Here is a 22,629-nt window from a genome sequence, read left to right as displayed (position 1 = left end):
GCTGGTCGAGCACATTTCTGCTGGTCGAGCGAAGTCGAGACCCCTGCCGGTCGAGCGGAGTCGAGACCCCCGCTGTCGAGACTCCCGCTGGTCGAGCGGAGTCGAGACCGCAACGTGCGCAGGGGATCTCGACTCCGCTCGATCAACGTGGGGGGAAGATCGGTCAGTAGGGGAACGACTCGCCATCCACAGAATAGAAAGGTGTCCCGCACCGAGCAGACAAATCTCCTAGGTGAGACATCCCCGAAGGGTGTCGTGGAGATCGCTAAGTCATGAACGGTACGGGACTGCCTTCCATTATCGCCGTCGAAGCCAACGTTTTCAAGACCCTGCCGGGCCGTTCTGGCGTTGGTCGAGCGCCACCGCTACGTACGCAAGGGATCTCGACTCCGCTCGATCAACAACGGGAAAGCTCGATCAACAGCGGGAAGCTCGATCAGCGGGGTCTCGACTTCGCTCGACCAGCTAAATAGGGCCTACTCGTACACGCCCTCCACGGTCCAGGCGGACTCGCGGTAGCAGAGGAGGAGGGCGCGGGAATCCTCGAGCAGCACTTGGGCTCTCGCGGAGACTGCGAGAGGTTGGGGCGAGGAGCCGAAGGGCCACGGGCCGGCCCACCACCGCAGACGGTGGAGACTCCGCCCGATCCGCACATCGGTGGGTTCGGCGGTGAACGCTCCGCGCGGGGTCACGGAGACGAGCCGCCCTTGCGCGTCGAGGACTTCGGCATCAGTGTGCGACAACAGAGCGGGAGACGGCCGAGCCAGCCGGTCAGGCCACGCGGCGTCCGGGTCGCGCGGTGCGACGAGTTCGTCGCCGAGCGCCACCAGCGCGACCTGTTCGGCGGGGCCGCGGCCACCACTGTGAACAGGGACGCGCACCGATTCTCCGCCGAGCAGACCTTGCACGCGGACCAGTGCGCGTCGTGCACGGTCGCCGAGTCCGTCGCCGACGGCTGCGGGCAGCCCGGCCCCGACGAACGTGTACTGAAGGGTGCCGGGGTCCACTACCTCGACGGGTTCGAGGAGTAGACGGGCGATCGGCGAGTCGGGCGCGCCTGCTCCACCCGCGGTGCCGGTCAGCCAGCCTTCCAACTGCCATCGCACCCGGGCGGCAGTCGCCTCCGGGGTGAGCGGCTCCGCGCATCGCCAGGTCCGTGAATGCCGTTGTCCGCGTTCGGTGATCGCATGCACGGTCAGCCTGGTGCACGCCAGCGACGCCGCCGTCAGACGATGATGCAGGTCGTCAGCGAGGCGTCGTCCGAGGAATGCGGCGGCGTCGATCCGGTCGATCGGAGGGTCGCAGGTGTGCTCCACTTCGAGCGCGACGGGGATCGGCGCGCGACTGGGACGTCGTCCGGGCAACCCGGCTGCCAGCCGGTGCGCGCTGATCGCGTCGGCAGTGAATCGGGAGGCGACGTCGGCGGCCGACAACTCGGCGAACGATCCGAGCGTCCGAATACCCAACCGCCACAGCAGATCCACAAGGTCGGCGCGTTCGGGCACCGACAGCGCCGCTTCGACGGTCAGGTCGGAGATCGGCCGCGTCGCCAGATAGGCGGCGTCAGTCCCGGGCGGCACGATCTGCCCGGACCGTGCGGCGAGCACGGCAGTGAACAGTTCGTCGGCGGTCCCGACCGACGCGGTCACACCGGTCGCGGCCACCGCGTCGACGATCTGCTCGGCGAGTGCGTCCTCGCCCCCGAAGTAGCGCGAGGCACGGTCGGCGGTCACCACGAGCAGACCGGGCCGCAGCACTTCGGTCAGCGGGACCACTTCGGTCACCGCAGTCACCACCGGGTCGAACAGGCGTCCGTCACGTGCCGGGTCGGCGTCGGCCACCGTCAGGTCCGGGCACAGCGACTGCGCCTGCCGTTTCCGCATGCCGCGTCGGACGCCGACCGCTCGCGCTGCTCGCGAACACGCCTGCACCTTGCCCGCGTCCAGGACCGCGATCGAGTCGACCGCGGAGAGTCCGACCGCCGTCGCCGCCGCGACCGCAGGCCAGTCGGGGCACCACACCGCCATGACACGGCGCGACTGGGCCCCGCGCCCGTCCCCACTCAATTCGCTACCGCCAGCTTCGGACGAGCCGGCGCCTGAACCTGGGCGTCGACAGCCACCAACTGCAGGACGTCCTGCTTCTCCCCCATGCCGGGTGTCACAAGGTCGAACCGACCGGTCGACGACCGCGCACCGGACGCGGACACCTGCACGTCCACCCCGAACCCGCCGATCCGCCCGTACCCGCTGCGTCGTGCGGGAACGTGCCGGTAATCGGTCACCTCACTGGAGATGCGGACGGCGGCACCCGGCCAGTCGCCCAGGACCAGCAGCGTCGACGACTGCTTGCGAGCCCGCCCCGCCAGCACCCGCGCGCGAGACGGCGTCACCGGGCCGCGCATGCGTCCGTTCCCGAGTTCCGGCCCGAGCACCACGAGGTCGATCCCGTCGAGCAGCACGCCGGCCACTTCGAGCGGGTCGACGCCGGGCTCAGTCACCACCGCGACCCGACTCAGATCGGCCCCCATGTCTTTAGCTGCGGCCAGGTTCAACCGCGGCAGTCCGACGAGGGCGACCGTCGCTCCCGCTCGGGTCGTCTCGGCGATGATCGCCATCGGCACCGTGGTGGCTCCGGCAGAGGCGACCACCGTCCCCCGAGAGAGTCCGCCGCGCGGAAACAACGGCGTCATCGACTCCGGAACGGGAAGCACCGACGTCTCGGAAACCGCGTCCCCCGACATACCTGCGAGCCGCCGCCGAAGCTCGTCTACCTCCCTTGAAACATCGCGCTGACCTGCTTTGACGATCCCTGACCGAGCCATCGTTTCCCCAATCCTCGGCATTCGAACTATTGTTCGATAGTCTAGGTCTCGCCTCTGACAATCGTCAACGCTGCAGCCCACGGGCCAGATCGCTCCACTACAGTCGGCACTCATGCAGCCGTCCCGCCTGTTTCCGTTCGCGACGATCGTCTCCGCCGCGACCGCGATCGCCCTCACCGCACTCCCCTGGATGAACCTGAAGTCGGCAGGCCTGGACCTGTCGTGGAACGGATTGGGCATCGGCGACTCCGCGATCGCCGACCTCGACGTCGCACCCGAGGGACGCGGCTGGTTGATCGTGGCGGCGTGCGTCGTCGCGATACTCGCGGCCCTGATCTCACTGATGCCTGCACCGTCGGCTGCCCCGTTGTCGCGACTGGCGAACGTCATCGCCGCCGTCGCCACCACCATCGGCGCCATCGTCCCGGTGGCCGTGATGATCTGGCCGAACTGGTTCTACGGCGACCTCGAGACCAAGCTCGGCGCACCGAACCTCGCCGACTTCGCCGCCCCCAGCAAGGTGATTCTCATTCCACTCACGCTGGTCATGCTGTTGACGGCAGCGCTCTGCGCTTACTCGTCCCGCCTCAGAACAGAGTGAGCTCCGGGTCTTCGACGGGTTCGATCGGCGCCACAGCCGCGGCGGGCTCATCTCCGGAAGGCCGAACCAGGCCGTGTTCCTGCACGAGCGGCTTCATCCGTTCACGGAGCCTGACCGCGTAGTCGGCGGGCACGAACGATCCGCGCCCGTACAGCGACCGGTAGCGACGCAGCAGCGCCGGATGCTCCTCGGCGATCCATTCGAGGTAACCGTCGTCGGACAGTTGTAGCACCGACACCGACACCCGATCGGCGCCAGCGTCCGCGAGCTCGCCGAGTAGGTCGTCCAACTGTGACGTGGCATCGGTCAGCAGCGGCAGCAGCGGCGCGATCTGCACGTGCGGCACGAGACCCGCGTCGGCGAGCTTTCGAACGGTCTCGATCCGCTTCGCGGGCGACGACCCCTGCGGATCCGCCCGCCGACACAGGTCGACGTCCATCGCCGGCACCGTGACGATCACGGTGGTCGGGACCGCGTGGCGCACCACGCGCAGCAGCGACAGATCGCGCAGGACGAGCTCGGATCCCGTATGCAACGCGAACGGTGTCTGTGATTCGGCGAGCGTGGAGATGACGCCGGGCATCAACCGATATCGGTCTTCGAAGAACCCGTACGGGTCGGTGCCGGACGCTCCGATCGCGACCGTCGACTGGTGCCACGACCGCCGTCGTACCTCTTTTCGCAGGACGGCGGCCGCGTTCAGCATCACCCGAACGTCACCACCGTCGCGCACCATCGGATCCACCGAGAACTCATACGGATGCCGCCGATCGCTGGTCACCGATCGCAGCATGGTCGGCGCCAGCATCTCGTGCACCGTGAGTCGTGGGGCCTCGGGGATCCGCAGGGTCCGCACGAGGTCGTCCGCGACCAGCCCCGGCAACCCACTCATGCCGATTATCCGAACACATGTGCGATAGCTGCGTCAAGGTCGCGTCGTACGCATGGCTTACACTCGCGACATGACCGGATCGGCCGCGCCTGCCCCCTCGTATCTCGTCGCAGGCCGCTATCGCCTGGTCCGCCAGATCGGGCGTGGCGGCATGGGAGCCGTCTGGCTCGCCCGCGACACCCTGCTCGACCGTGACGTCGCCGTCAAACAGGTCCTGTCGACGGCGGGCATGTCCGACGAGGAGTCGCTCACCAACCGTCAGCGCGCGATGCGCGAGGGCCGACTCGCCGCCCGTCTGTCGCACCGCAACGCGATCGGCATGCACGACGTCGCCCTCGACGGCGAGGATCCGTGGCTGGTGATGGAGTACCTGCCGTCGCACAGCGTGGCCGACGTGCTGCGCGACAACCATACGATCGCGCCGATCGAGGCCGCTCAGATCGCTGCGCAGGTGGCCGACGCGATCGCCGAGGCGCACGCGTCGGGCATCATCCACCGCGACATCAAACCGGCCAACATCCTGATCGCCAACACCGGCCGCAACGTGGGGCTGGTGAAGATCACCGACTTCGGTATCTCGCGCGCCAAGGACGACGTCTCGCTGACCCAGACCGGCATCGTCACCGGCACGCCCGCGTACTTCGCGCCCGAGGTGGCGCGCGGCGACGAGCCGGGCGAGCCTGCCGACGTGTACTCACTCGGCGCGACGCTGTACACGATGGTGGAGGGTCGCCCTCCGTACGGCGACACCGACAACTACATCGCGACGCTGCACCGTGCGGCGAACGCACAGATCGATCCGCCGACGCGCGCAGGCGCGCTCGAACCGGTGATGCTGCACCTACTCGAGCCGGCTCCCGCCGCCCGACCGACGATGTCGGAGGCTCGTGATCTACTCGTCCAGTACGCGGCGGGAACGCTCGGCACCACAGAAAAGGTGCTGACCGGCCTCATCTCGACCAAGCCGCAGCGGGCGGTGCCTGCCCGCGAGACCATCATCCCGTCGAACCCGGGGACGAACTCGCATCCGCCCACGCGCGTCGCCCCGACGGGGACCGGTTACGACCCGTACTCCCCCTCGATGGTCGCGCGGCCCCCGTCGCTGGTCGAGCGGAGTCGAGACCCCTACTACGGCTACTCCCAACCGCCGGTCGAGCGAAGTCGAGACCCGTACACGCCATCGCCCGCGTACGACCCCACACGCTCCGGGCCGAACCCCTACCCCACCTACTACCAGCAGCCGCCTCAGCAGAGCAGCAACATCGGCCTCGCCGTCGCGATCTTCGCCCTGCTCGTCCTGCTGACGGCGATCATCGCCGTCATCATCGTGATGACTGTGTAGCGACTTCGCGATTGCCAGATCGCACGATTTCAACCGCAGACTACAGTTTTCAATACATCGCCGATATACGTGAACTCGTAGCATGCAGATCATGCGTGTACTAGTTGTCGAGGACGAGCTCTACATGGCCGAGGCTATCCGCGATGGGCTGAGACTGGAGGCGATCGCAGCCGATATCGCCGGTAACGGCGACACTGCCCTGGAGTTGTTAGACGTAAACGCATACGACATCGCTGTTCTCGATCGTGATATCCCGGGGCCATCCGGCGACACAGTTGCTCGACACATAATCGCGTCGGGCAGCGGCATGCCGATTCTCATGCTGACCGCGGCCGATCGACTCGACGACAAGGCGTCCGGATTTGAACTCGGCGCGGACGACTACCTCACGAAACCGTTCGATCTCAAAGAACTCGTTCTCAGGCTACGTGCGCTCGGCCGAAGGCGCGTCCACAGCCGACCACCGGTGAGTGAGATCGCCGACCTACGGTTAGATCCGTTTCGCCGAGAGGTTTACCGAGGTGGGCGGTACGTGGCACTCACCCGAAAACAGTTCGCGGTGCTAGAGGTTCTCGTAGAGGCTGAAGGCGGGGTGATCAGCGCCGAGGAGTTACTAGAGCGGGCATGGGACGAGAACGCTGACCCGTTCACGAATGCCGTGCGCATAACGGTATCGGCGTTGAGGCGGAGGCTGGGCGAACCGTGGGTGATCGCCACGGTGCCGGGCGTGGGATACCGTATCGACGCTGCCGCAGCCCCCAGTGCCGGAGACGGCGGTGGCTAGGGCACCGGGACTGAGCGTCCGCCTCAAGCTCACACTCAGCTATGCAAGCTTCCTCGTACTCGCAGGCGTATTGCTGCTCGCCGCGGTCTGGGTGTTCCTGCTGAGAGGTCGATCTACAGCGTTCCGGTTCCCTGCTCTCGCTGACTTCGGTCGAGTATTCGACCCAAGCAATTTCGGCCCAGTGGTGTTCGTCCCCGCAGCGATCATTGTGATCGGATTCCTCCTGGTGTTCGGTCTTGTGGGCGGTTGGATTCTTGCCGGGCGGATGCTTGCGCCGCTGACCCGAATCTCGAATGCCGCACGGAAGGCCCAAGGCGGGTCGCTGTCGTTTCGAATCGAGATGGAGGGACGCAAGGACGAGTTCCGGGAGCTCGCTGATGCGTTCGACGCTATGCTCGCGCAGCTCGAGATCCGGGATGCCGAGCAACAGAGGTTCGCGGCCAACGCCTCCCATGAACTGCGCACCCCGCTTGCGATCACGCAGACCCTTCTCGACGTCGCGCTGAACGATCCCGATCGCGAGGACAGTCAGCTCGATCAACGGCTTCGCATGGTCAACACTCGAGCTATCGAACTCACCGAGGCGCTCCTCTTGCTCAGTCGTGTTGACCAGAGAACTTTTGACCGTCACCAGGTCGATCTGGCGCTTATCGCCGACGAAGCCATCGAGACGTTGCTTCCGCTCGCAGAAAAGCACGGCGTCGCCATAGAGACAGATTTGAATCCGACACCCTGTCACGGGTCCCATACCCTGCTCCTGCAATTGGCGACGAACCTTCTACACAACGCGATCGTCCACAATCTGTGCGACGACGGCCGTATCCACATCGGCACCGCCACTGACTGTGTCACCGCACAGCTCACTTTCGAGAACACCGGCATCGAACTCGACCCCAGCGTGATCTCCACGCTCATCGAACCGTTCCAGCGCGGCACTGAGCGCGTCGGCGGCGACCATGTGGGTGCCGGTCTCGGGCTCGCGATCGCTAACCGGATCGCCCAAGCCCACGATGGAGACCTCTCCCTCAGGCCGCATGCCGATGGCGGGCTGTGCAGCACAGTACGGCTACCTGCCACCGCCCGATCAAGCTCCTAGCCACGGGGTCGCGGCCCGTGAGCGCTGGCTACAGGGCCCTCCGACGATGACGTCTCTCTCGCGTGACTGTGGCGAGCACGTACCGGGCGAGGGCCGTGTCGGCATCGGGTGCGCCCGTTGCGGATGCATGTGCTGACATCGCGGCGATCTGTTCGGGGTTAGTGAGCACCGGGATGAGGTTGGTCTCAATCCACGCCGGGTCAAACTCACTGTCATCGACGAGCAGTGCCCCGCCGCCAGCAACGATCGGCTCGGCGTTCAACGCTTGTTCACCTCCGCGCTGGGGCAGCGGGACGTACGTTGCGGGCATTCCGACAGCGGACAGTTCCGCGCATGTCATCGCTCCGGAGCGGCAGACGGTGAAGTCTGCCGCGGCATAGGCGTACCGCATCTCGTCCATGTAGTCGACTACTACATATGGAGGATCGGACGGCCGTCCAGCGGGTATCTGGACGGTGTGCCGAGACCCGGTGATGTGGAGGACCTGTATGTCGGCCGCTCGTAATGCTGCGACAGCACCGGAGACCGCGGCGTTGATCGTCCCCGCACCTTGGGAACCGCCGGTGACCAGTAGGACGACCCCATCACCTCGCAGCCCGAACCGGCGCCGGGCCGCACTGCGCAGTGCGCGTCTGTCGAGTCCGGTGATCGAGGGTCGCATCGGGATGCCGAGCGGGATGGCGTGGGGCAGGCGGACACGTGAGGTGGCGGTAAAAACATGACTCGTCATCCGAGCTGCTACCCGGTTGGCCAGCCCAGGTCGGGCGTTCGCCTCGTGGACTACGATCGGCAAACGGCGTCGCCGGGCGGCCACATACGCGGGCAGTGCAACATAGCCGCCGAAACCGACGACGATCTCCGCGCCCGACTGATCGAGTACCGCGCCGGCGACTCGGATCGAGTCGAGAAGCCTGGTCGGTGTCTGAAACAGGTTTATGTCGAGTTTGCGCGAGAAAGGTACCGGCGGGATCAGTTCGAGCTGGTAGCCGCGGGCGGGAATGAGCGTGGTATCTAGTCCGCGGACGGTGCCGAGCGCGGTGATCTCAGCCGTAGGCGCCAGTCTCCGCACTGCGTCGGCGAGGTTCATCGCAGGCTCGATATGACCTGCCGAATGACCACCGGCGACGACGATGCGGAGGGCAGCTTCTCGGATCACGAAACGCCCCCGATCACGATGCCCCGGTCTGCGTGAAAGCGCTCGAATACGTTGGCGGACAGCGATACTGAGTCCGAATTGTGCGAGTATCCAGACGGGTTGTGGAACCGTACTGCACCATCGTCGACCGCATACACCAGCACGAGGTGCCCGCCACGTTGCGGCGCCGGGGTGTCTGGGTCACGAATCTCAGGAGACACCGAGGCGATCATGACCTGCCCAGACTCGAGGCTTCGCCCTGATTTCTGGATCGGCGTGTGCTCGACCAACTCACAGTCGAATCCGAACTCGGAGCTGACCCAGGACATGAATGGCCGGTATATGAGCCCGTGAACTGTGCCGGACGAATCCACTGTGTAGCAGCCCCAGTCGTACGCTTGCGCGAGAAGGTCGCCCATCGTCCTGCGGATGTCTGTCCAACTGTGGAGCAGCGACTGCAGACATGCCAGACCGCAGACTTTTCGGGACCAGAATAGATACTCTTCGCTTGAGCGATATCCGTCTGCGGCCCAGTCGTGGCGTCTCGACGGGTCAGGGCCGCCCAGAAAGACTTCCAGTTTGGACGGGTCGGTACGGCGCATGACGACCGAGTCGTTGTTTCTCAGGTGCCCCCATTGCGAAACACAATGGAGCCCCGGGTCAGATGATAGGGAAGTCGAAGTGGACATCGGGATATGGCTCGTCTCTTAGTGTGTAGTGCCACCATTCGGAGTCGTATGGGGCGAACCCGGAATCGGTCATGATGGAACTGAGGTATTCACGGTTTCGGGCCTCGGTACGTGTGATGCCTGGAGCGTGAAGATGCGAAATGGGATCCATCAGATCGTGACCGCCGCCCATCGGGGCGAGCTCATCGGTGGCAAGGTGGTAAAGCGTCAAGTCGACCGAACATCCCCGGCTGTGGCCGGATTTCTCGGCAACGTACCCGTGTTTGACCATCTCGGTCCGGTCGATGTTGGGGTAATGCCGTCGTTTTGTTCGACCATCCTCGGGTAGTGCCGACCAGCGGAGGAAACAGTCGACGGCGCGCTGCGGACGATATCCGTCCCAGAGAAGCAAACCGAACCCGAAAGAGGCCGCCCTGTCACGTGCTTTCTCCAGAGCCGTGCACAACGCCCGAGTGCCTACTATGCGATTCGTGAAGTACCCGTCGACGGGTTTTCCGGTGAAATTGTCCCAGGTCGCATACTTCGCGTCCCACCGAACGGCCGGCACGACGGAGTCGACGTAGACGAAGTCCGCATTCATCGCTTCTTCCCATACATTGTCATTGCGATGAGTCGGTCGATCACATCGCTCAGCGACAGCCCTGAGGCGGCCATCATCCGCGGGTAACGGCTGTAGGAAGTCATGCCAGGCATGGTGTTGACTTCGTTGAGGACCACGTCGCCGTCCTCGGTGAGGAACATGTCGACGCGTGCGATCCCTTTGCAGCCGAGAGCACGGTAGATGGTCTTTGCCGTCGCCTGGACGAGGTCTCGTGATTTCTCCGATATATCGGCCGGAACGATGAACGTCGCATTCTCTGACCCCTCCTCGGGCGCATCCTCCTGGTGAATGCGAAAGAATCCGTGCGACATTTCGACCCGGTCCACTTCTCCCGTGATCAGGCCGAACCTCTCTCCAAGGACTGCGCAGCCGACCTCGCTACCGGGCACCGCCTCCTCGATCAGGACCTTCGAGTCGTACAGGCGTGCTTCGCTCAACGCGCTCGGCAGCTCGTCTACTCCGGTGACCTTGCTGACGCCGAACGACGATCCCGAACGGGCCGGCTTCACGAATACGGGATAACGAAGCCGTCCGGGATCGACCTCCTCGCCATCGGAGAGGATTGAGAATTCTGGCGTGGCGATTCCGGAGTGCTTGGCGACCGTGTAGGCCAGGGACTTGTCCATACAGACTGCCGATCCTTGGACGCCGCAGCCGACGTATGGGATACCAGCGAGCTCCAACAGCCCTTGGATAGCGCCATCCTCGCCGTGCTTTCCGTGCAGCATGGGCAAGACCACATCGAGGCGGACGCGTTCGTAGCCCTCGTTGGACTGGACCAGGAGTCCGTGGACGCCGGTGTCGGGCGACAACACGGCGGCACGGGTGCTCTGATTGTCCCAACCCTGGGCAGGGGCGGCGCACAGCTTCCATTCTCCGCTGGTGGTGATGCCGACCCAGAACGGTTCGTACTTGTCGGTGTCGAGGTTCTTCGCGACCTCTATCGCCGATTTGACTGAGATCTGATGTTCTTCGGAAGCGCCTCCGAAGATGACGGCGACTCGTAATCTGTTCATGCTGTTCTCCCGATTTCAAAGTTCAGGCAGTTGACGATGCTGTTTTCGACGATGTCGTTCAGCGCGTGGTCTGTGTAATAGGCCGAATGTGGAGTGATCAACACATTCGGCAGGCGCTGTAGGTGCGCCAGTAGATGGTTCTCGACGATCGTGCTGCTGGAATCTGAGTAGAAGACTCCTTCCTCGCCTTCGAGGACGTCCAGCGCTGCACCGGCTAACCGTCCGTCTTCTAGCGCGACGATGAGCGCTTCGGTGTCGAGCAGCGCCCCTCGACCTGTGTTGACCACGAAGGATCCCGGTTTCATTCGCCCGATACGCTCGTGATCGAGCAAGTGATGGGTGCCAGCAGTGAGCGGGGTGTGGAGCGTGACGATGTCACTCTGATCTATTAGTTCGTCGAGAGTCGCATCGGAAGACTCGGCCCGTTGGTCATGGGTGAGAATGCGGCACCCGAACCCGCGCAACCGGTCGACCACCGCGGTCCCGATCCTTCCGGTCCCGACCACACCGACCGTCAAGTCCCGTAGTTCCTTGCCCCTGTTCACACCCAGTCGGTAATCGTGCGAGTCGGTACGGCGGATAGTGGACTTCGTATGGCGGACGGCCATCAGCATCAACATCACGGTGTAGTCGGCGACGCCATTCGGTGAATACGCGACATTGCCGACGGAGATGCCGACGGCCCTCGCGTAATCGAGGTCGATATGGTCGTAGCCGACGCTCCTGGTGGAGATGTACTCCACGCCGACTCCGCTGAGTGCATGCAGCATGGAGTGGGTGATCTGATTTCTATGACTCACGCTGATGCAGCGGCTACCACGAGCCAGTTCGGCATTCGTCTCATCGACGGCCGCGGCAGTGACGGTCAGCGACACTCCGAGACGATTGCCAACCGTCCGGAACAACATCGCTTCGTCGTCGCCGCACCCGAAGGCCGCGATCTCCGTTGAAGGAGGCCGATTACTCGACGTGGCCAACGGTCGGTCGTGGACTCTCGCAATGTCCGCCCGGGAGGTGGGACTCAGTTCGGTTGAAACCATGTGGACTAGTCAAGACAACGCGACGTTGCCAGGACGTATGCGATTCTCGATATACCGACGATATGTTCCCGAGCAGTGGGGCTAACCTCGGTATTTCACCTGTAGAGGTGCCCTACGTGTGCCAATTTCCAGCAGCCGGCGGCCCGTATTTTTTTGCGGCCAGCGGTCTCTTTCGCAGTCAGTTGAGCGAGTCCTCTTTTGTAGTTGGTTGAGCGAGCTTGCGAGTCGAAACCCTCCCAGCCGCACCATAACTCACCCCAACTGCCGATTAACCGCCCACCGGGTCAACGCGTTCCGGTTCGACTGCTGGGTCTTGCGCAGCACGTTCGAGGCATGCGTCTCCACGGTCTTCACCGAGATGAAGAGTTCTTCCGCGATCTCGCGGTACGTATATCCGCGGGCCAACAGCCGGAGCACTTCGAGTTCGCGTTTGGTGAGCGAGTCGAGTTCGGGGTCCAGATGCGGTTCGGGCACCGCCGACTTCCCGGTGAACGAGTCGAGGACGAATCCGGCCAGTCGCGGGCTGAACACGGCGTCGCCCTCGGCGACGCGTCGCACGGCGTCGGCCAGTTCGCTGCCGTCGATGGTCTTGGTGACATAGCCGCGTGCGCCTGCGCGGATGGTGGCGATGACGTCGGTGGCCGCGTCCGACACCGACAGCGCCAGGAACACCGGCGCGTCGGATCCGAGGGCGTCGGTGACGCCGCGCAGCACGGCGACGCCTCCCCCGCCGGGCATGTGGACGTCGAGCAGTACGACGTCGGGCCGGGTCTGGGTGATCTGCGCAATCGCCTCGCTGACGGTCCCCGCGTCGCCGACCACGTCCAGCCCGTCCTCGCCTGCGAGTTCGGCGCGCACCCCGGAGCGGAACACTCCGTGGTCGTCGACGAGAAACAGGCGGTACGTGGTCATGCGATCTCCTGATCGTTCTCAGCGTGGGACTTGTCGGGGCGCGACTTCTCGGGATCGGCGGCGATCTCCGGCGTCCGCGGCAGGGTGAGGCCGACGTTGGTGCCGCGTCCCGGCGTCGACGTGACATGGGCCGTCCCGCCTGCGCGTTCCATGCGGCCGCGGATCGACCGGGTGATGCCCTGTCGGTCGGGGTCGACGGTGTCGAGGTCGAAGCCGACGCCGCGGTCGCGCACGAACACTTCCACTTCGTTGTCGGCCACTTCGCAGTACACGTCGATCTTGTCGGCGCCAGAGTGTTTCGCCGCGTTGACGAGTGCTTCGCGCGCGGCGGCGACGAGCGCGCCCCATGCCCGTGCTCGGGCCGGGTCGCGCAGTTCGTCGACGGTCACGTCGCCGACGGTCACCGTCTCGACCTCTGGACCGTACGTGTCTTCCACCTCGACGGCCACAGCGCTGATCGCGGCGGCGAGCGATTCGTTGGGGCGAGCTCTGTCGCTGAACAGCCACTGCCGCAGTTCCCGTTCCTGGCTGCGGGCAAGTCGGGCGACGGTGTCGGGCCGGTCGGCCTGCTTCTGGATGAGGGCGAGCGTCTGGAGGACCGAGTCGTGCAGGTGAGAGGCGATCTCTTCGCGTTCGTCGGTGCGGATGCGGGCGGCGCGTTCTTCGTTGAGAGCCCGCAGCATCCGCATCCAGACGGGCACGGTCAGCAGGACGCTGCCGACCACAGTCACGAGAACGGCCAACAGGATTGGGTTCATGCCGGCGAGCGGCGTGTCCGGCGAGACGACCACGAGGACGAGACCTGCGATCACGAACAGCGCGCCGAACACGACGCGCACCCAGGTGATCAGGCGGGACTGGGACGACGAGATCCCGGTGACGTCGGCTTCGCGCCAGACGAGCGACGCACCGCCGAGGACGAACAGGATCGCGAGCATCGACTGCGCGGGCGCACTCGTCGCGACCATCCCGTTGACGGCCAGCGCGATGACGCCGATGACCACCAGGCCATACGCCTGCCGTCGTTCGCGGGGTTCGGCGTGCACCGTGTCGTCGCCCGCCGGGCAGAAGAACCAGAGGAGCGCGTACGCGAGGACGCCCGCGCCCGCGAGTGCGGCGAGGACGACGAAGACCACGCGGACCCGGAACACGTCGACGCCGAGATGGTCGGCGACGCCGCCGCACACACCGGCGATCACCTTGCCGCCGCTGCGTCGATGCAGCCGCGGCTCAGTCCCGGTGCGCGTCGTTGATCTCATTGATTCGATAGTGTCACGACCAGGCGGGTCCGCACATCAGGGAACATCTCAGGGTTTAGCCCGATTCACTCCAGGCGCCGAGCCGACAAGATGATTGGCATGAACGCTTCGACTCTCCAGAACCTGTGGAACACCCGGCCGGTGCGCCGCCGGTCTGGCAACACCATCGCCGGTGTGTGCGTCGGTATCGGCGACCGCTACCGCGTCGACCCGACGCTGGTGAAGGTCGCGTTCGTGGTCGCCGCACTGTTCGGCGGAAGCGGGGTCATCGCGTACATCGCGGCAGCCATCGCGTTTCCTGCCGAGGACGAGCGGACCTCGCAGGCGACGGCCGACGGCCGGACCAAAGGTTGCGGTAGTCGGCGGATGCGCCATCGCGGGCCGGGCGGATACGCGCGGTGGATTCCGTTGGCGATCCTCGTGGTCGTCGCGGTGTCCGTCGTCGGGTCGCAGAACTTCTGGGGGTCGAGCGGATTGCTCGGCGGACTGCTGATGGCCGCCGGGTGGTGGCTGCTGTATCAGCGGACTCCGCAGGCGCCTGCCGGAACGTCGGCCGACCAGTTAGTCGAAGCACACGTCGCGACTCCGGCTCCCGTGTTCGAGGGCGTGTCGATGACCAAGACGCAGGTACCCGCTGAGGGTGCCACGGACGGAGTTGCGACAGTTCCTGTCGACCGTCCGACCGATGAGCCGCCGAGTTGGGATCCGTTGGGCACGGCCAGGTTCGCGTGGGATCTCCCGGAGCCGACCGTTCCTCCGCAGCCTCCCGCACCCCGTGTTCCGCGATCACCGGTGACGCCGATCTTCCTCGGCCTGGCCGTGATCACGGGTGCTGCCGGTGCTGCCGCGAACGCCGCCGGGATCGACTGGTTCACGCCGGGCAGGATCGCCTCGCTGGTTCTTGCGGTCCTCGGTATCGGACTGATCGTGTCGGCATTCGTCCGACGCCGCGGCGGCTCAGGCCTCGCGTGGATCGCTGTGATCGCTGCGGCGGTCGCAATCACGACGACCGGTCTCGCCGGAGTCGGCAACGCCTTCCCGCAAGGCGGTGTCGGCGACCGGACGTGGCATCCGCCGACCGCCAGCGATCTGCGCGACAAATACCAGTTGACGGTCGGTTCATCGACTCTGGATCTCCGCGACGTCGGCGACCTCGACCGCGACCGTACGATCGACATCCGTCAAGGCGTCGGCGAGATCAAGATCCTGCTGCCCGACGACCTTCGAGTCCGAATGAACTGCACTGCAGGCGTCGGCGAAGTGAACTGCGCCGACGGCGTCGTCAACCCCGACGCGAAGACCCCGACCCTGACGATCGACGCGCACACCGCGATGGGCAATGTGGAGACGAGCAAATGACCGAACAGCAGAGCACCGAAGCTCCCGAAGGACGCCGCAATCCGTTCCTCGCCCTCCTCGGCGTCCTCGCCCTGATGGTCGCCGGTTGGGGCCTCGCCGGCGGCCCCGACGTCACCGACTCCGGCGCCATCCCCTGGACGATCCTCGTCATCGGCCTGGTCGTCGGTGTCGGTCTGGTCGCGAGCGGCATTCGGCGGCGGTAGGCCGCCGCCGGTCGACCCCCTGTCGTTGGTCGAGCCCCTTCGCTGTTGGTCGAGCGAAGTCGAGACCCGCACTCTCTCGTTGCTCGAGCCCGTTTTGTTGTTGGTCGAGCGGAGTCGAGACCCCCACCGCACAAACAACGAACCTCATCCCCACGTTGGTCGAGCGGAGTCGAGACCCGCCCACCGCCGACAGCGCGAAACCTCTCCCCACTCCCCTCGTAGCTGATTGAGTAAGCGAGAGAGCGAAGCGAACGAGCGCATCGAAATCCCACCAACCCAGCATCGACCCAAAACTGTCACCACCCCCAACTACGCTCCCCACCATGGTGGACGTAGACAAGTGGCGCTTCTGGCAGTTCTTCAATCAGGCGGGCGACCTCGAGTGGATCGGCGTGATGCGTCCGACGGCGCACGCGCGGATCGATCGCCAGAAGATCTGGACGCTGCTCCCCGGTCAGCGTCGCCTGATCGCAAACTGGTTCATCTCCCAGGACCATCAACTCGAGGAGAGCGAACGACGCTGGGTCCACGACTCGATTGACGGTTGGGACTTCCTCGACGCCGCCATCATCATCCCCGAACCGCCGAAGGACGACGTCGAACGCCTCTCGCGCCCCGAAGCGGTCCTCACCTTCGACCAGATCACCGACATCCCGCTGCTGAAGATCACCGGTAAGCGCGACTACGACCGCATCATCCGAGAACGCGGCAACTAGCACTCTCACCCATGTTGGTCGAGCGCGCCCACCCCTCGCTGGTCGAGTCAACTCGAGACTCCTCGCTGGCCGTGCGAACCCGAGCCCCCTCCGCTGGTCGAGCGGAGTCGAGACCACTCGCCGGCCGAGCGAAGTCGAGACTCCCCGCTGGTCGAGCGAAGTCGAGACCCTCGATCTCCGCAATTCGGTCTACGTCCGACGACACCGCGCTTACGCTGGAATCAGGCTGATGGTGCGTCCGTCACCGACAGTCATCGACAACCTGAGACCAGGGAGCAAAGATGACAAGAGGCTCAAACCTAAGGATGCGAACCGGGATCGCCGCGGCAGTAGTCGCTGGCGCAGCGGCCACCATGCTCGCGGCGCCTGCGCATGCCGACGCCCCTCGCTACGCCGAACTGCGCTCACCGACTGTCGCATATGGTCCAGCGTGTGCAGGTCAAGTGTTCGCCCAGTTCACATCCGCACGTGTCCTCTACCCCGGTCCAAACCTGCCACCCAAGAACAACCGTGGAATCGTGCGAGTCAGCGTGGGCGGCAACTTCTTCGGCATCTCCGACCGCGCGGGCATGCCGTGTCGAGTGCACACGATCGTCCGCTGGCGCAATCTGCGCAGCGGGTCGTCGGGTGTGGTGGCGGGTCGCGTCTCCGGCACCCTCATTCCGCCGGTCGCCCAAGACCTGGTGTCGGCGTCTCCCCGCACTGGATCAGGTCCGGTCGAGTTCACGCTCACCACCGCCCGCCCGCACCTCGTCGAGCGGACCGTGCTGAACGTGTGGTGATTCGGCCTTCTGGTGGTCGAAGTGGAGACCCATCGCGACTGAGTGAACGTCGGAGCAAAGCGGCGTGCATCGAAATCCTGCATCGTCGTCGCTCTCGTTCGAAGTGCCCCGGCAGACCGCTTAATCCGCGAGCCGGACAAGTCGATCGCCCCGGTGCGTCCCGCATGGCGAACAAGGTCGAGCCCCGTCACCTCGCCTCCGATACCCTTCCGACTACCACCGGCACCCATTCCCAGTTGAGGACGCGAATGACTGATTTTCAGACCCCCGGCTCTGTTCTGTGGCCTACGAGCGGGGCGATCGAGCGTGAGCCGTTGCAATGCGACTTCCGTCCGAGTGAAGAGCCTCTGCGCGTGGCTGCGGCGATGATGCTGAACCCCCTGCGGCACGGCGGATCGGTACTGACCGATCGCGACGCGTGGACGGACGAAAACATCGCCACGCTGATCAAGAGTTTCGTAAATCAACCAGATGTCACTGGTGGCTCGTTCTCTGACAAGCTAGATAAGCAATTGGCTGAGGTGAGCGACGACGCACGAGTGCTGTTTGCGGAGATCTACCTACTGCAGATGCTGCCGACTATGCAGTTCCGCAAGGCTACGAAGATCGCAAACATCGACGCCGTTCTGCACGGCATCGACTACGAGATTCCTGACGAGATACTAGCCGCGTTCGACAACCCGGTCTTCTACGGTGGAGTCGCATTCGCAATTCGTCGATTCCAGCAACTGTCAGTCGCCATTGAATTCGCCCGGTACGTCCGGAGTTTCACCACGGAGGAGATTGACGCTGCGTTTCGAGAACCTCTCCAGTGGCGCTCGATGGTTAAGGCTGCGCCGGGAGGTTCCGAGCCATCGATGCGCGAATGCCTTACCTACCTCGGCCATCCCAACTACTTTATGTCGATCGTCGCAAGCCAGCACAAGGAAGCCATAGTCAACGCCTTCTTCCCGGAAGTCACAGGACGCCCACGGTCAGGTGACGACGATCTCGACCTGGCGGCGCTCCGTTCGTGGCTTTCACTTGAACCCGGCGACACCCCGTCGTTTTACACGAAGCCGCTCAAGTCATACTGGCAACCGGATGAAACGCCGGACGACACCGACAGCGATCTCCCGTCCGAGGATAGGGAATCCGAGTTGATCGTCGATCGTGGGTATACCGTCGAATCGATCATCAATGACGGAGCCTTCCACGATGTCGCGGAACTGCACGCGATCATCAAGCGCTGGGATGAGACGCGAAACATCGTCCTGCAGGGCGCTCCGGGCACTGGAAAGACATGGCTCGCGCGCCGCCTGGCATATGCACTCATCGGCAGCCGGGTCGATGACGCCGTCCGCGCGGTCCAGTTCCACCCCGGGACTGCGTACGAGGACTTCGTTCGCGGGTGGCGGCCCGGTGGCGATGGAGTACTCACACTCGTGGACGGGCCATTGCTCCAACACGCCGAGCGAGCACGAAACTATCCTGACATCCCCCATGTGATCGTCATCGAGGAGTTCAACCGCGGGAATCCCGCGCAGGCGCTCGGCGAGATGCTCACGCTGTTGGAGCGCAGCAAGCGAACTGAAGCTGACGCGCTCGAGCTGACGTATATGCGCGAGAACGAGCTTGCGTTCTTCCTTCCAGAGAACCTCTATGTGATCGGCACCATGAACACTGCCGACCGCTCACTTGCCCTCGTCGACTTCGCACTGCGACGACGGTTCGCGTTCTTCGAGCTCGAACCGCAGTTCAACGAGGCGTGGAGAGCCTGTCTACGCGCGCGATTCCGTGGCGTCGACCCCCAACGCGTCGACGACCTTGGGACTCTCATCATGGCGATGAACGATCGGATTGCGGCGGATCCACGCTTAGGCCCCTCGTTCCGGATCGGCCACGCATACTTCACTCCCGGATTAGAGGCGACCGAGCTCGCTTCTTGGTTCACCGCCGTCGTGCGGTCGTCGGTCGAGCCGCAGCTGCGCGAGTACTGGCATGAGGATCCGGAGTCCGTCAGCAGCGTCGTTGACGATCTGCTGACGGAACTCTGAGATGTTCACCGCGGGTGAAGGATCCACTCACATAGACGTCCGCAGCGTCTGGTTCCTACTGCTCTACGCATCGGACCTTCTTGACGTACTCACCGGCGACGACAAGGAGTCATTGCAGAGCGGCGAGCGGGACAATGATCTGCTCGACGCTCTCGCAGACACTCTCGCCGGTCAGGTCGATTCGCGCGTTCGCTCGATGCTCGCGGTCGACTACCGCACTCGGGTGGACACGCTCACGCGAGTGCGAGGCCGGATCGACCACCTCGGAACAGCGCGTCACCGGCTGATGGAGTCGGGCCGCGTGATGTGTCGATTCAGTGAGCAGACCCTCGACCTTCCTCGGTACCGGTTCATGCTCGTCACTCTGCGCCGCGCCGCGCACCAGGCTGTCTCCACCACTGTTCGCCGTCGCTGCCTGACTACCGCCCAGATGCTGGAACGTGCGGGCGTCACGCCAGCAGATCCCTTACTGACAGACTTGTCACGGGAACAGTACGGGCACTTCGATTCGGTCGATCGAACGTTGATCCGACTGAGCCGGCTCGTGCGGGAGATGTGTGCGCCGGAGCATGCGCCCGGGAACGTCTCCTTGCCTGCCGTCGTTCGGAACGAGGCTGCTCTCCGGAGACTCTTCGAAGCCGCCGTCCGCAGCTTCTACCGTATCCACGTCGGCGGCCAGGGCTGCACCGTCGCAGCCGAGAGCAAAGCATGGCCGGCAACGGGAAGTCCCGAGGACATCGCGTTTCTGCCGCGTCTGAACACGGACGTCGTGATCCGAACCGACAGCTACCAGACAATCGTCGAGTGCAAGTTTGGGCCGATCTTCACCACGACGTACGGAAAGGTAATCTTGAAACCTGACTATGTTCGACAGATCCACGCATACGCGTCCGTTTACGCCGCGGGTTCGTCGGAAACTGTCCGCGCGCTCCTGTTGGGGGCACTCGTCGACGGATCACGCGGCCGTGACCTCGATGTCGAACTCGCTGGATTCCCGCTACGTGTTAGACAAGTCGACCTGTCTGCTCCCCCGAGTTCTGTCCGCTCCGCACTGCTCGAAGCAATTGCCGACTGGCATCCCTCGGCAACGCCGACTCCTCACGAAGACCTGAAACGTCTGTGACCTTAATGCATCAGCCAAGGCCGCTCCCCGAAGCAAAGAGGCGGTCCTGCTCAGCGATACTGACACGGCGTGCGACCACGCGCGCGAAACGTCTCCGAGGAGGCGAAGTTGATCGCCGAACAGCTAGCCGATCAAAACGAGGTCAGCGCGCACCCCGCCGCGGAAATGGGCAACGAGTACATCGATATGTTCTGGGAAGACGGCGACGGCATTCGCCTTCATGAGCAAGACCACGTGATCTTGGTCGAGTGCGCACAATCTGCGAAGAAGCCGCGCCCCCATGCAGCGGTCTACCCGCCCGGGCGAATCCTGCACGTCTTCCCTGATCATTCCGACTCACCGCCGCGCGTCTATTACTACACGTTGGGCACTGTTGCATCGACAGACATCGTCTATCAAGACGTCGTAGAGGCTCTCGCCTCAGTCGGTTCAGGCCCGCCCGTTGGATACCGAACAAGGTATGACTATGCGCGCAGGGTCGATGCACTCCTCAACCTCTGGCCCGACCTGTACCCATCGGATCAGTCCTCGACACTGTAGAGCCGGTCGGCGCAGTGCAGTCAGACCCCCGCACCAAAGTGCGAGGGCCCAACACAGCTCTACGGAAGTCTCACTCCCACTCGATCGTCCCCGGCGGCTTGCTCGTCACGTCGAGCACGACGCGGTTCACGTCAGGAACCTCGTTGGTGATGCGAGTCGAGATCGTCTCGAGCACCTCGTAGGGAATACGAGTCCAGTCGGCGGTCATCGCGTCCTCGCTCGACACCGGCCGCAACACGATCGGGTGGCCGTACGTTCGGCCGTCGCCTTGCACGCCGACACTGCGGACGTCCGCGAGCAGCACCACCGGGCACTGCCAGATCTGGCCGTCGAGACCGGCCGCCGTGAGTTCCTCACGCGCGATCAGATCGGCGGTGCGCAGAAGGTCGAGGCGATCCTTGGTGACTTCACCGACGATGCGGATGGCCAGGCCCGGCCCCGGGAACGGCTGGCGGGCGACCATCTCCTCGGGCAGTCCCAGCTCACGTCCCACGGCGCGCACCTCGTCCTTGAACAGGAGACGGAGCGGCTCGACGAGTTTGAACTCGAGGTCTTCGGGCAGTCCTCCGACGTTGTGGTGGCTCTTGATGTTCGCGGTGCCGCTGCCGCCCCCAGATTCGACGACGTCCGGGTACAGCGTTCCCTGGACGAGGTAGTCGACCTTCTTGCCCTCTGCGGCCTGGCCGCCGAGGACTTCGGACACCGCGCCCTCGAACGACCGGATGAACTCACGACCGATGATCTTGCGCTTCTCCTCCGGGTCGGACACACCGTCGAGGTGTCCAAGGAAGGTCTCCTCAGCATCGACGGTCACCAGGCGGGCGCCCGTAGCCGCGACGAAGTCGTTCTGCACCTGCTCGCGCTCACCGGCGCGCAGCAGACCATGGTCGACGAACACACACGTGAGGCGATCCCCGATCGCCTGCTGCACGAGCGCACCTGCGACAGCGGAGTCGACGCCACCGGACAGTCCACAGATGGCGAGGCCGTCGCCGACCTGCTCGCGCACATCGTTGATCAACGCCTCCGCAATGTTGGCCGCGGTCCACGTCGGCTTCAGGCCCGCGACGTCGTACAGGAAGCGGGTGAGCACTTCCTGGCCGTGCGGGCTGTGCATCACCTCGGGGTGGTACTGGACGCCGGCCATCCGACGCTCGATGCACTCGAAGGCTGCAACCGGTGCGCCCGGCGTCGACGCGGTCACGTCGAATCCTTCGGGTGCGCTCTGCACGGCGTCGTTGTGGCTCATCCACACCGGCTGCGTATCCGGGAGTCCGCGGTGGAGTCGGCCGTCGCCCGACACAGTCAGCGTCGTGCGGCCGAACTCGCGTCCACCGGTGTTGGCGACGACACCACCGAGCGCGGTGGTCATCTTCTGGAAGCCGTAGCAGATGCCGAACATCGGAATTCCCAGGTCGAACAGCTTCTCGTCGATGGTCGGCGCACCGTCGGCGTACACCGACGCCGGGCCACCCGACAGGATCAGTGCCGCCGGATTCTTCGCGGTGATCTCCTCGAGGGTCGCATCGTGCGCGACGACCTCTGAGTAGATACGAGCCTCTCGTACGCGCCGAGCGATGAGCTGGGCGTACTGGGCTCCGAAGTCGACGACGAGGACAGGACGCGGATGCTCCGGGGATGAGTTCGTCACGGTGTGCAGTCTATCGGTCGCGTGGGAG

The 22,629-nt window shown here is 64.6% G+C and carries 22 protein-coding genes; 11 read left to right on the top strand and 11 right to left on the bottom strand.

Features of this window, described 5'->3' with window-relative positions:
- Positions 1–476 precede the first annotated feature (476 nt).
- Together L5G32_RS09430 and imuA' are read right to left on the bottom strand one after the other, a co-directional pair.
- Positions 477–2,027, bottom strand: coding sequence for a DNA polymerase Y family protein (locus L5G32_RS09430; protein WP_237010938.1), 1,551 nt, complete (start codon positions 2,025–2,027; stop codon positions 477–479).
- Positions 2,028–2,062: 35 nt separating this feature from the next.
- Complete coding sequence (gene imuA', locus L5G32_RS09425; RefSeq protein WP_237010780.1) at positions 2,063–2,743, bottom strand: DnaE2-dependent mutagenesis accessory factor ImuA'; 681 nt, start codon at positions 2,741–2,743, stop codon at positions 2,063–2,065.
- A gap of 193 nt (positions 2,744–2,936) precedes the next feature.
- On the opposite strand from imuA', the gene L5G32_RS09420 reads away from it, so the two are divergent.
- The gene (locus tag L5G32_RS09420) at positions 2,937–3,425 is read left to right on the top strand and encodes a hypothetical protein (protein ID WP_237010779.1); all 489 of its coding nucleotides are present in this window, start codon (positions 2,937–2,939) and stop codon (positions 3,423–3,425) included.
- Here L5G32_RS09420 and L5G32_RS09415 read toward each other — a convergent pair.
- Positions 3,412–4,317: a radical SAM family protein gene (locus L5G32_RS09415; RefSeq protein WP_237010778.1), complete on the bottom strand. Its 906-nt coding sequence runs from the start codon at positions 4,315–4,317 to the stop codon at positions 3,412–3,414. The two genes, L5G32_RS09420 and L5G32_RS09415, sit on opposite strands and share 14 nt — an antisense overlap.
- Positions 4,318–4,387: 70 nt before the next feature.
- Between L5G32_RS09415 and L5G32_RS09410 the strand changes: the two genes are divergently transcribed.
- From L5G32_RS09410 to L5G32_RS09400, 3 genes are all read left to right on the top strand, one after another.
- Complete coding sequence (locus tag L5G32_RS09410; protein WP_237010777.1) at positions 4,388–5,659, top strand: serine/threonine-protein kinase; 1,272 nt, start codon at positions 4,388–4,390, stop codon at positions 5,657–5,659.
- Positions 5,660–5,750: 91 nt separating this feature from the next.
- Positions 5,751–6,443, top strand: coding sequence for a response regulator transcription factor (locus tag L5G32_RS09405; RefSeq protein ID WP_237010937.1), 693 nt, complete (start codon positions 5,751–5,753; stop codon positions 6,441–6,443).
- Positions 6,421–7,539 (top strand): sensor histidine kinase, encoded by a 1,119-nt coding sequence (locus L5G32_RS09400; RefSeq protein WP_308192027.1) that lies wholly within the window; start codon positions 6,421–6,423, stop codon positions 7,537–7,539. The genes L5G32_RS09405 and L5G32_RS09400 overlap by 23 nt, the downstream gene beginning before the upstream one ends.
- 28 nt (positions 7,540–7,567) lie before the next feature.
- Here the strand turns inward: L5G32_RS09400 and L5G32_RS19375 are convergent, their stop codons facing one another.
- The 7 genes from L5G32_RS19375 to L5G32_RS09365 all read right to left on the bottom strand — a co-directional run bounded on the left by L5G32_RS19375 (position 7,568) and on the right by L5G32_RS09365 (position 14,191).
- Positions 7,568–8,743, bottom strand: coding sequence for a UDP-N-acetylglucosamine--N-acetylmuramyl-(pentapeptide) pyrophosphoryl-undecaprenol N-acetylglucosamine transferase (locus tag L5G32_RS19375; RefSeq protein ID WP_372491679.1), 1,176 nt, complete (start codon positions 8,741–8,743; stop codon positions 7,568–7,570).
- Entirely contained in the window at positions 8,692–9,276 is a 585-nt protein-coding gene (locus tag L5G32_RS09390) for a hypothetical protein (RefSeq protein WP_237010775.1), read from the bottom strand. Before L5G32_RS09390 ends, L5G32_RS19375 begins: the two co-directional genes overlap by 52 nt.
- Before the next feature lie 58 nt (positions 9,277–9,334).
- Positions 9,335–9,943: a D-Ala-D-Ala dipeptidase VanX gene (vanX, locus tag L5G32_RS09385; protein WP_237010774.1), complete on the bottom strand. Its 609-nt coding sequence runs from the start codon at positions 9,941–9,943 to the stop codon at positions 9,335–9,337.
- A complete protein-coding gene (vanA, locus tag L5G32_RS09380; RefSeq protein ID WP_237010773.1) occupies positions 9,940–10,980 on the bottom strand; it encodes a D-alanine--(R)-lactate ligase in 1,041 nt (346 codons plus the stop codon). The genes vanX and vanA overlap by 4 nt, the downstream gene beginning before the upstream one ends.
- Positions 10,977–11,888, bottom strand: coding sequence for an NAD(P)-dependent oxidoreductase (locus L5G32_RS09375; RefSeq protein ID WP_237010935.1), 912 nt, complete (start codon positions 11,886–11,888; stop codon positions 10,977–10,979). Before L5G32_RS09375 ends, vanA begins: the two co-directional genes overlap by 4 nt.
- A gap of 384 nt (positions 11,889–12,272) precedes the next feature.
- Positions 12,273–12,932, bottom strand: a complete 660-nt coding sequence (locus L5G32_RS09370; protein ID WP_237010772.1) for a response regulator — start codon at positions 12,930–12,932, stop codon at positions 12,273–12,275.
- A complete protein-coding gene (locus tag L5G32_RS09365; protein ID WP_237010771.1) occupies positions 12,929–14,191 on the bottom strand; it encodes an ATP-binding protein in 1,263 nt (420 codons plus the stop codon). Before L5G32_RS09365 ends, L5G32_RS09370 begins: the two co-directional genes overlap by 4 nt.
- A 99-nt stretch (positions 14,192–14,290) precedes the next feature.
- Between L5G32_RS09365 and L5G32_RS09360 the strand changes: the two genes are divergently transcribed.
- From L5G32_RS09360 to L5G32_RS09330, 7 genes are all read left to right on the top strand, one after another.
- On the top strand, positions 14,291–15,550 hold the full coding sequence (locus L5G32_RS09360) for a PspC domain-containing protein (protein WP_237010770.1): 1,260 nt from the start codon (positions 14,291–14,293) through the stop codon (positions 15,548–15,550).
- Entirely contained in the window at positions 15,547–15,753 is a 207-nt protein-coding gene (locus tag L5G32_RS09355) for a hypothetical protein (protein WP_237010769.1), read from the top strand. The genes L5G32_RS09360 and L5G32_RS09355 overlap by 4 nt, the downstream gene beginning before the upstream one ends.
- A gap of 323 nt (positions 15,754–16,076) precedes the next feature.
- Positions 16,077–16,469 (top strand): hypothetical protein, encoded by a 393-nt coding sequence (locus tag L5G32_RS09350; protein WP_237010768.1) that lies wholly within the window; start codon positions 16,077–16,079, stop codon positions 16,467–16,469.
- Positions 16,470–16,774: 305 nt separating this feature from the next.
- A complete protein-coding gene (locus L5G32_RS09345) occupies positions 16,775–17,251 on the top strand; it encodes a hypothetical protein (protein ID WP_237010767.1) in 477 nt (158 codons plus the stop codon).
- Between the two features lie 248 nt (positions 17,252–17,499).
- Positions 17,500–19,287, top strand: coding sequence for an McrB family protein (locus L5G32_RS09340; RefSeq protein ID WP_237010766.1), 1,788 nt, complete (start codon positions 17,500–17,502; stop codon positions 19,285–19,287).
- A 1-nt stretch (position 19,288) separates the two neighbouring features.
- A complete protein-coding gene (locus L5G32_RS09335) occupies positions 19,289–20,410 on the top strand; it encodes a 5-methylcytosine restriction system specificity protein McrC (protein ID WP_237010765.1) in 1,122 nt (373 codons plus the stop codon).
- A 108-nt stretch (positions 20,411–20,518) separates the two neighbouring features.
- Positions 20,519–20,950 (top strand): hypothetical protein, encoded by a 432-nt coding sequence (locus L5G32_RS09330; RefSeq protein ID WP_237010764.1) that lies wholly within the window; start codon positions 20,519–20,521, stop codon positions 20,948–20,950.
- Positions 20,951–21,020: 70 nt separating this feature from the next.
- Here L5G32_RS09330 and guaA read toward each other — a convergent pair whose 3' ends face one another.
- Positions 21,021–22,601, bottom strand: a complete 1,581-nt coding sequence (gene guaA, locus L5G32_RS09325) for a glutamine-hydrolyzing GMP synthase (RefSeq protein WP_237010763.1) — start codon at positions 22,599–22,601, stop codon at positions 21,021–21,023.
- Positions 22,602–22,629 lie beyond the last annotated feature (28 nt).

Source organism: Gordonia zhenghanii (assembly GCF_021738965.1).
Taxonomy (GTDB): Bacteria; Actinomycetota; Actinomycetes; order Mycobacteriales; family Mycobacteriaceae; genus Gordonia; species Gordonia zhenghanii.
The sequence above is the reverse complement of the archived record's forward strand: the minus strand, read 5'-3'. Positions and strand labels throughout refer to the sequence as shown.

Bases quoted from the DNA above. Each gene is read 5' to 3' on its own strand.
- L5G32_RS09430 (WP_237010938.1), bottom strand. From the start codon at position 2,027: ATGGCGGTGTGGTGCCCCGACTGGCCTGCGGTCGCGGCGGCGACGGCG.
- imuA' (WP_237010780.1), bottom strand. From the start codon at position 2,743: ATGTCGGGGGACGCGGTTTCCGAGACGTCGGTGCTTCCCGTTCCGGAG.
- L5G32_RS09420 (WP_237010779.1), top strand. From the start codon at position 2,937: ATGCAGCCGTCCCGCCTGTTTCCGTTCGCGACGATCGTCTCCGCCGCG.
- L5G32_RS09415 (WP_237010778.1), bottom strand. From the start codon at position 4,317: ATGAGTGGGTTGCCGGGGCTGGTCGCGGACGACCTCGTGCGGACCCTG.
- L5G32_RS09410 (WP_237010777.1), top strand. From the start codon at position 4,388: ATGACCGGATCGGCCGCGCCTGCCCCCTCGTATCTCGTCGCAGGCCGC.
- L5G32_RS09405 (WP_237010937.1), top strand. From the start codon at position 5,751: ATGCGTGTACTAGTTGTCGAGGACGAGCTCTACATGGCCGAGGCTATC.
- L5G32_RS09390 (WP_237010775.1), bottom strand. From the start codon at position 9,276: ATGCGCCGTACCGACCCGTCCAAACTGGAAGTCTTTCTGGGCGGCCCT.
- vanX (WP_237010774.1), bottom strand. From the start codon at position 9,943: ATGAATGCGGACTTCGTCTACGTCGACTCCGTCGTGCCGGCCGTTCGG.
- vanA (WP_237010773.1), bottom strand. From the start codon at position 10,980: ATGAACAGATTACGAGTCGCCGTCATCTTCGGAGGCGCTTCCGAAGAA.
- L5G32_RS09375 (WP_237010935.1), bottom strand. From the start codon at position 11,888: ATGTTGTTCCGGACGGTTGGCAATCGTCTCGGAGTGTCGCTGACCGTC.
- L5G32_RS09370 (WP_237010772.1), bottom strand. From the start codon at position 12,932: ATGACCACGTACCGCCTGTTTCTCGTCGACGACCACGGAGTGTTCCGC.
- L5G32_RS09365 (WP_237010771.1), bottom strand. From the start codon at position 14,191: ATGAGATCAACGACGCGCACCGGGACTGAGCCGCGGCTGCATCGACGC.
- L5G32_RS09360 (WP_237010770.1), top strand. From the start codon at position 14,291: ATGAACGCTTCGACTCTCCAGAACCTGTGGAACACCCGGCCGGTGCGC.
- L5G32_RS09355 (WP_237010769.1), top strand. From the start codon at position 15,547: ATGACCGAACAGCAGAGCACCGAAGCTCCCGAAGGACGCCGCAATCCG.
- L5G32_RS09350 (WP_237010768.1), top strand. From the start codon at position 16,077: ATGGTGGACGTAGACAAGTGGCGCTTCTGGCAGTTCTTCAATCAGGCG.
- L5G32_RS09345 (WP_237010767.1), top strand. From the start codon at position 16,775: ATGCGAACCGGGATCGCCGCGGCAGTAGTCGCTGGCGCAGCGGCCACC.
- L5G32_RS09340 (WP_237010766.1), top strand. From the start codon at position 17,500: ATGACTGATTTTCAGACCCCCGGCTCTGTTCTGTGGCCTACGAGCGGG.
- L5G32_RS09335 (WP_237010765.1), top strand. From the start codon at position 19,289: ATGTTCACCGCGGGTGAAGGATCCACTCACATAGACGTCCGCAGCGTC.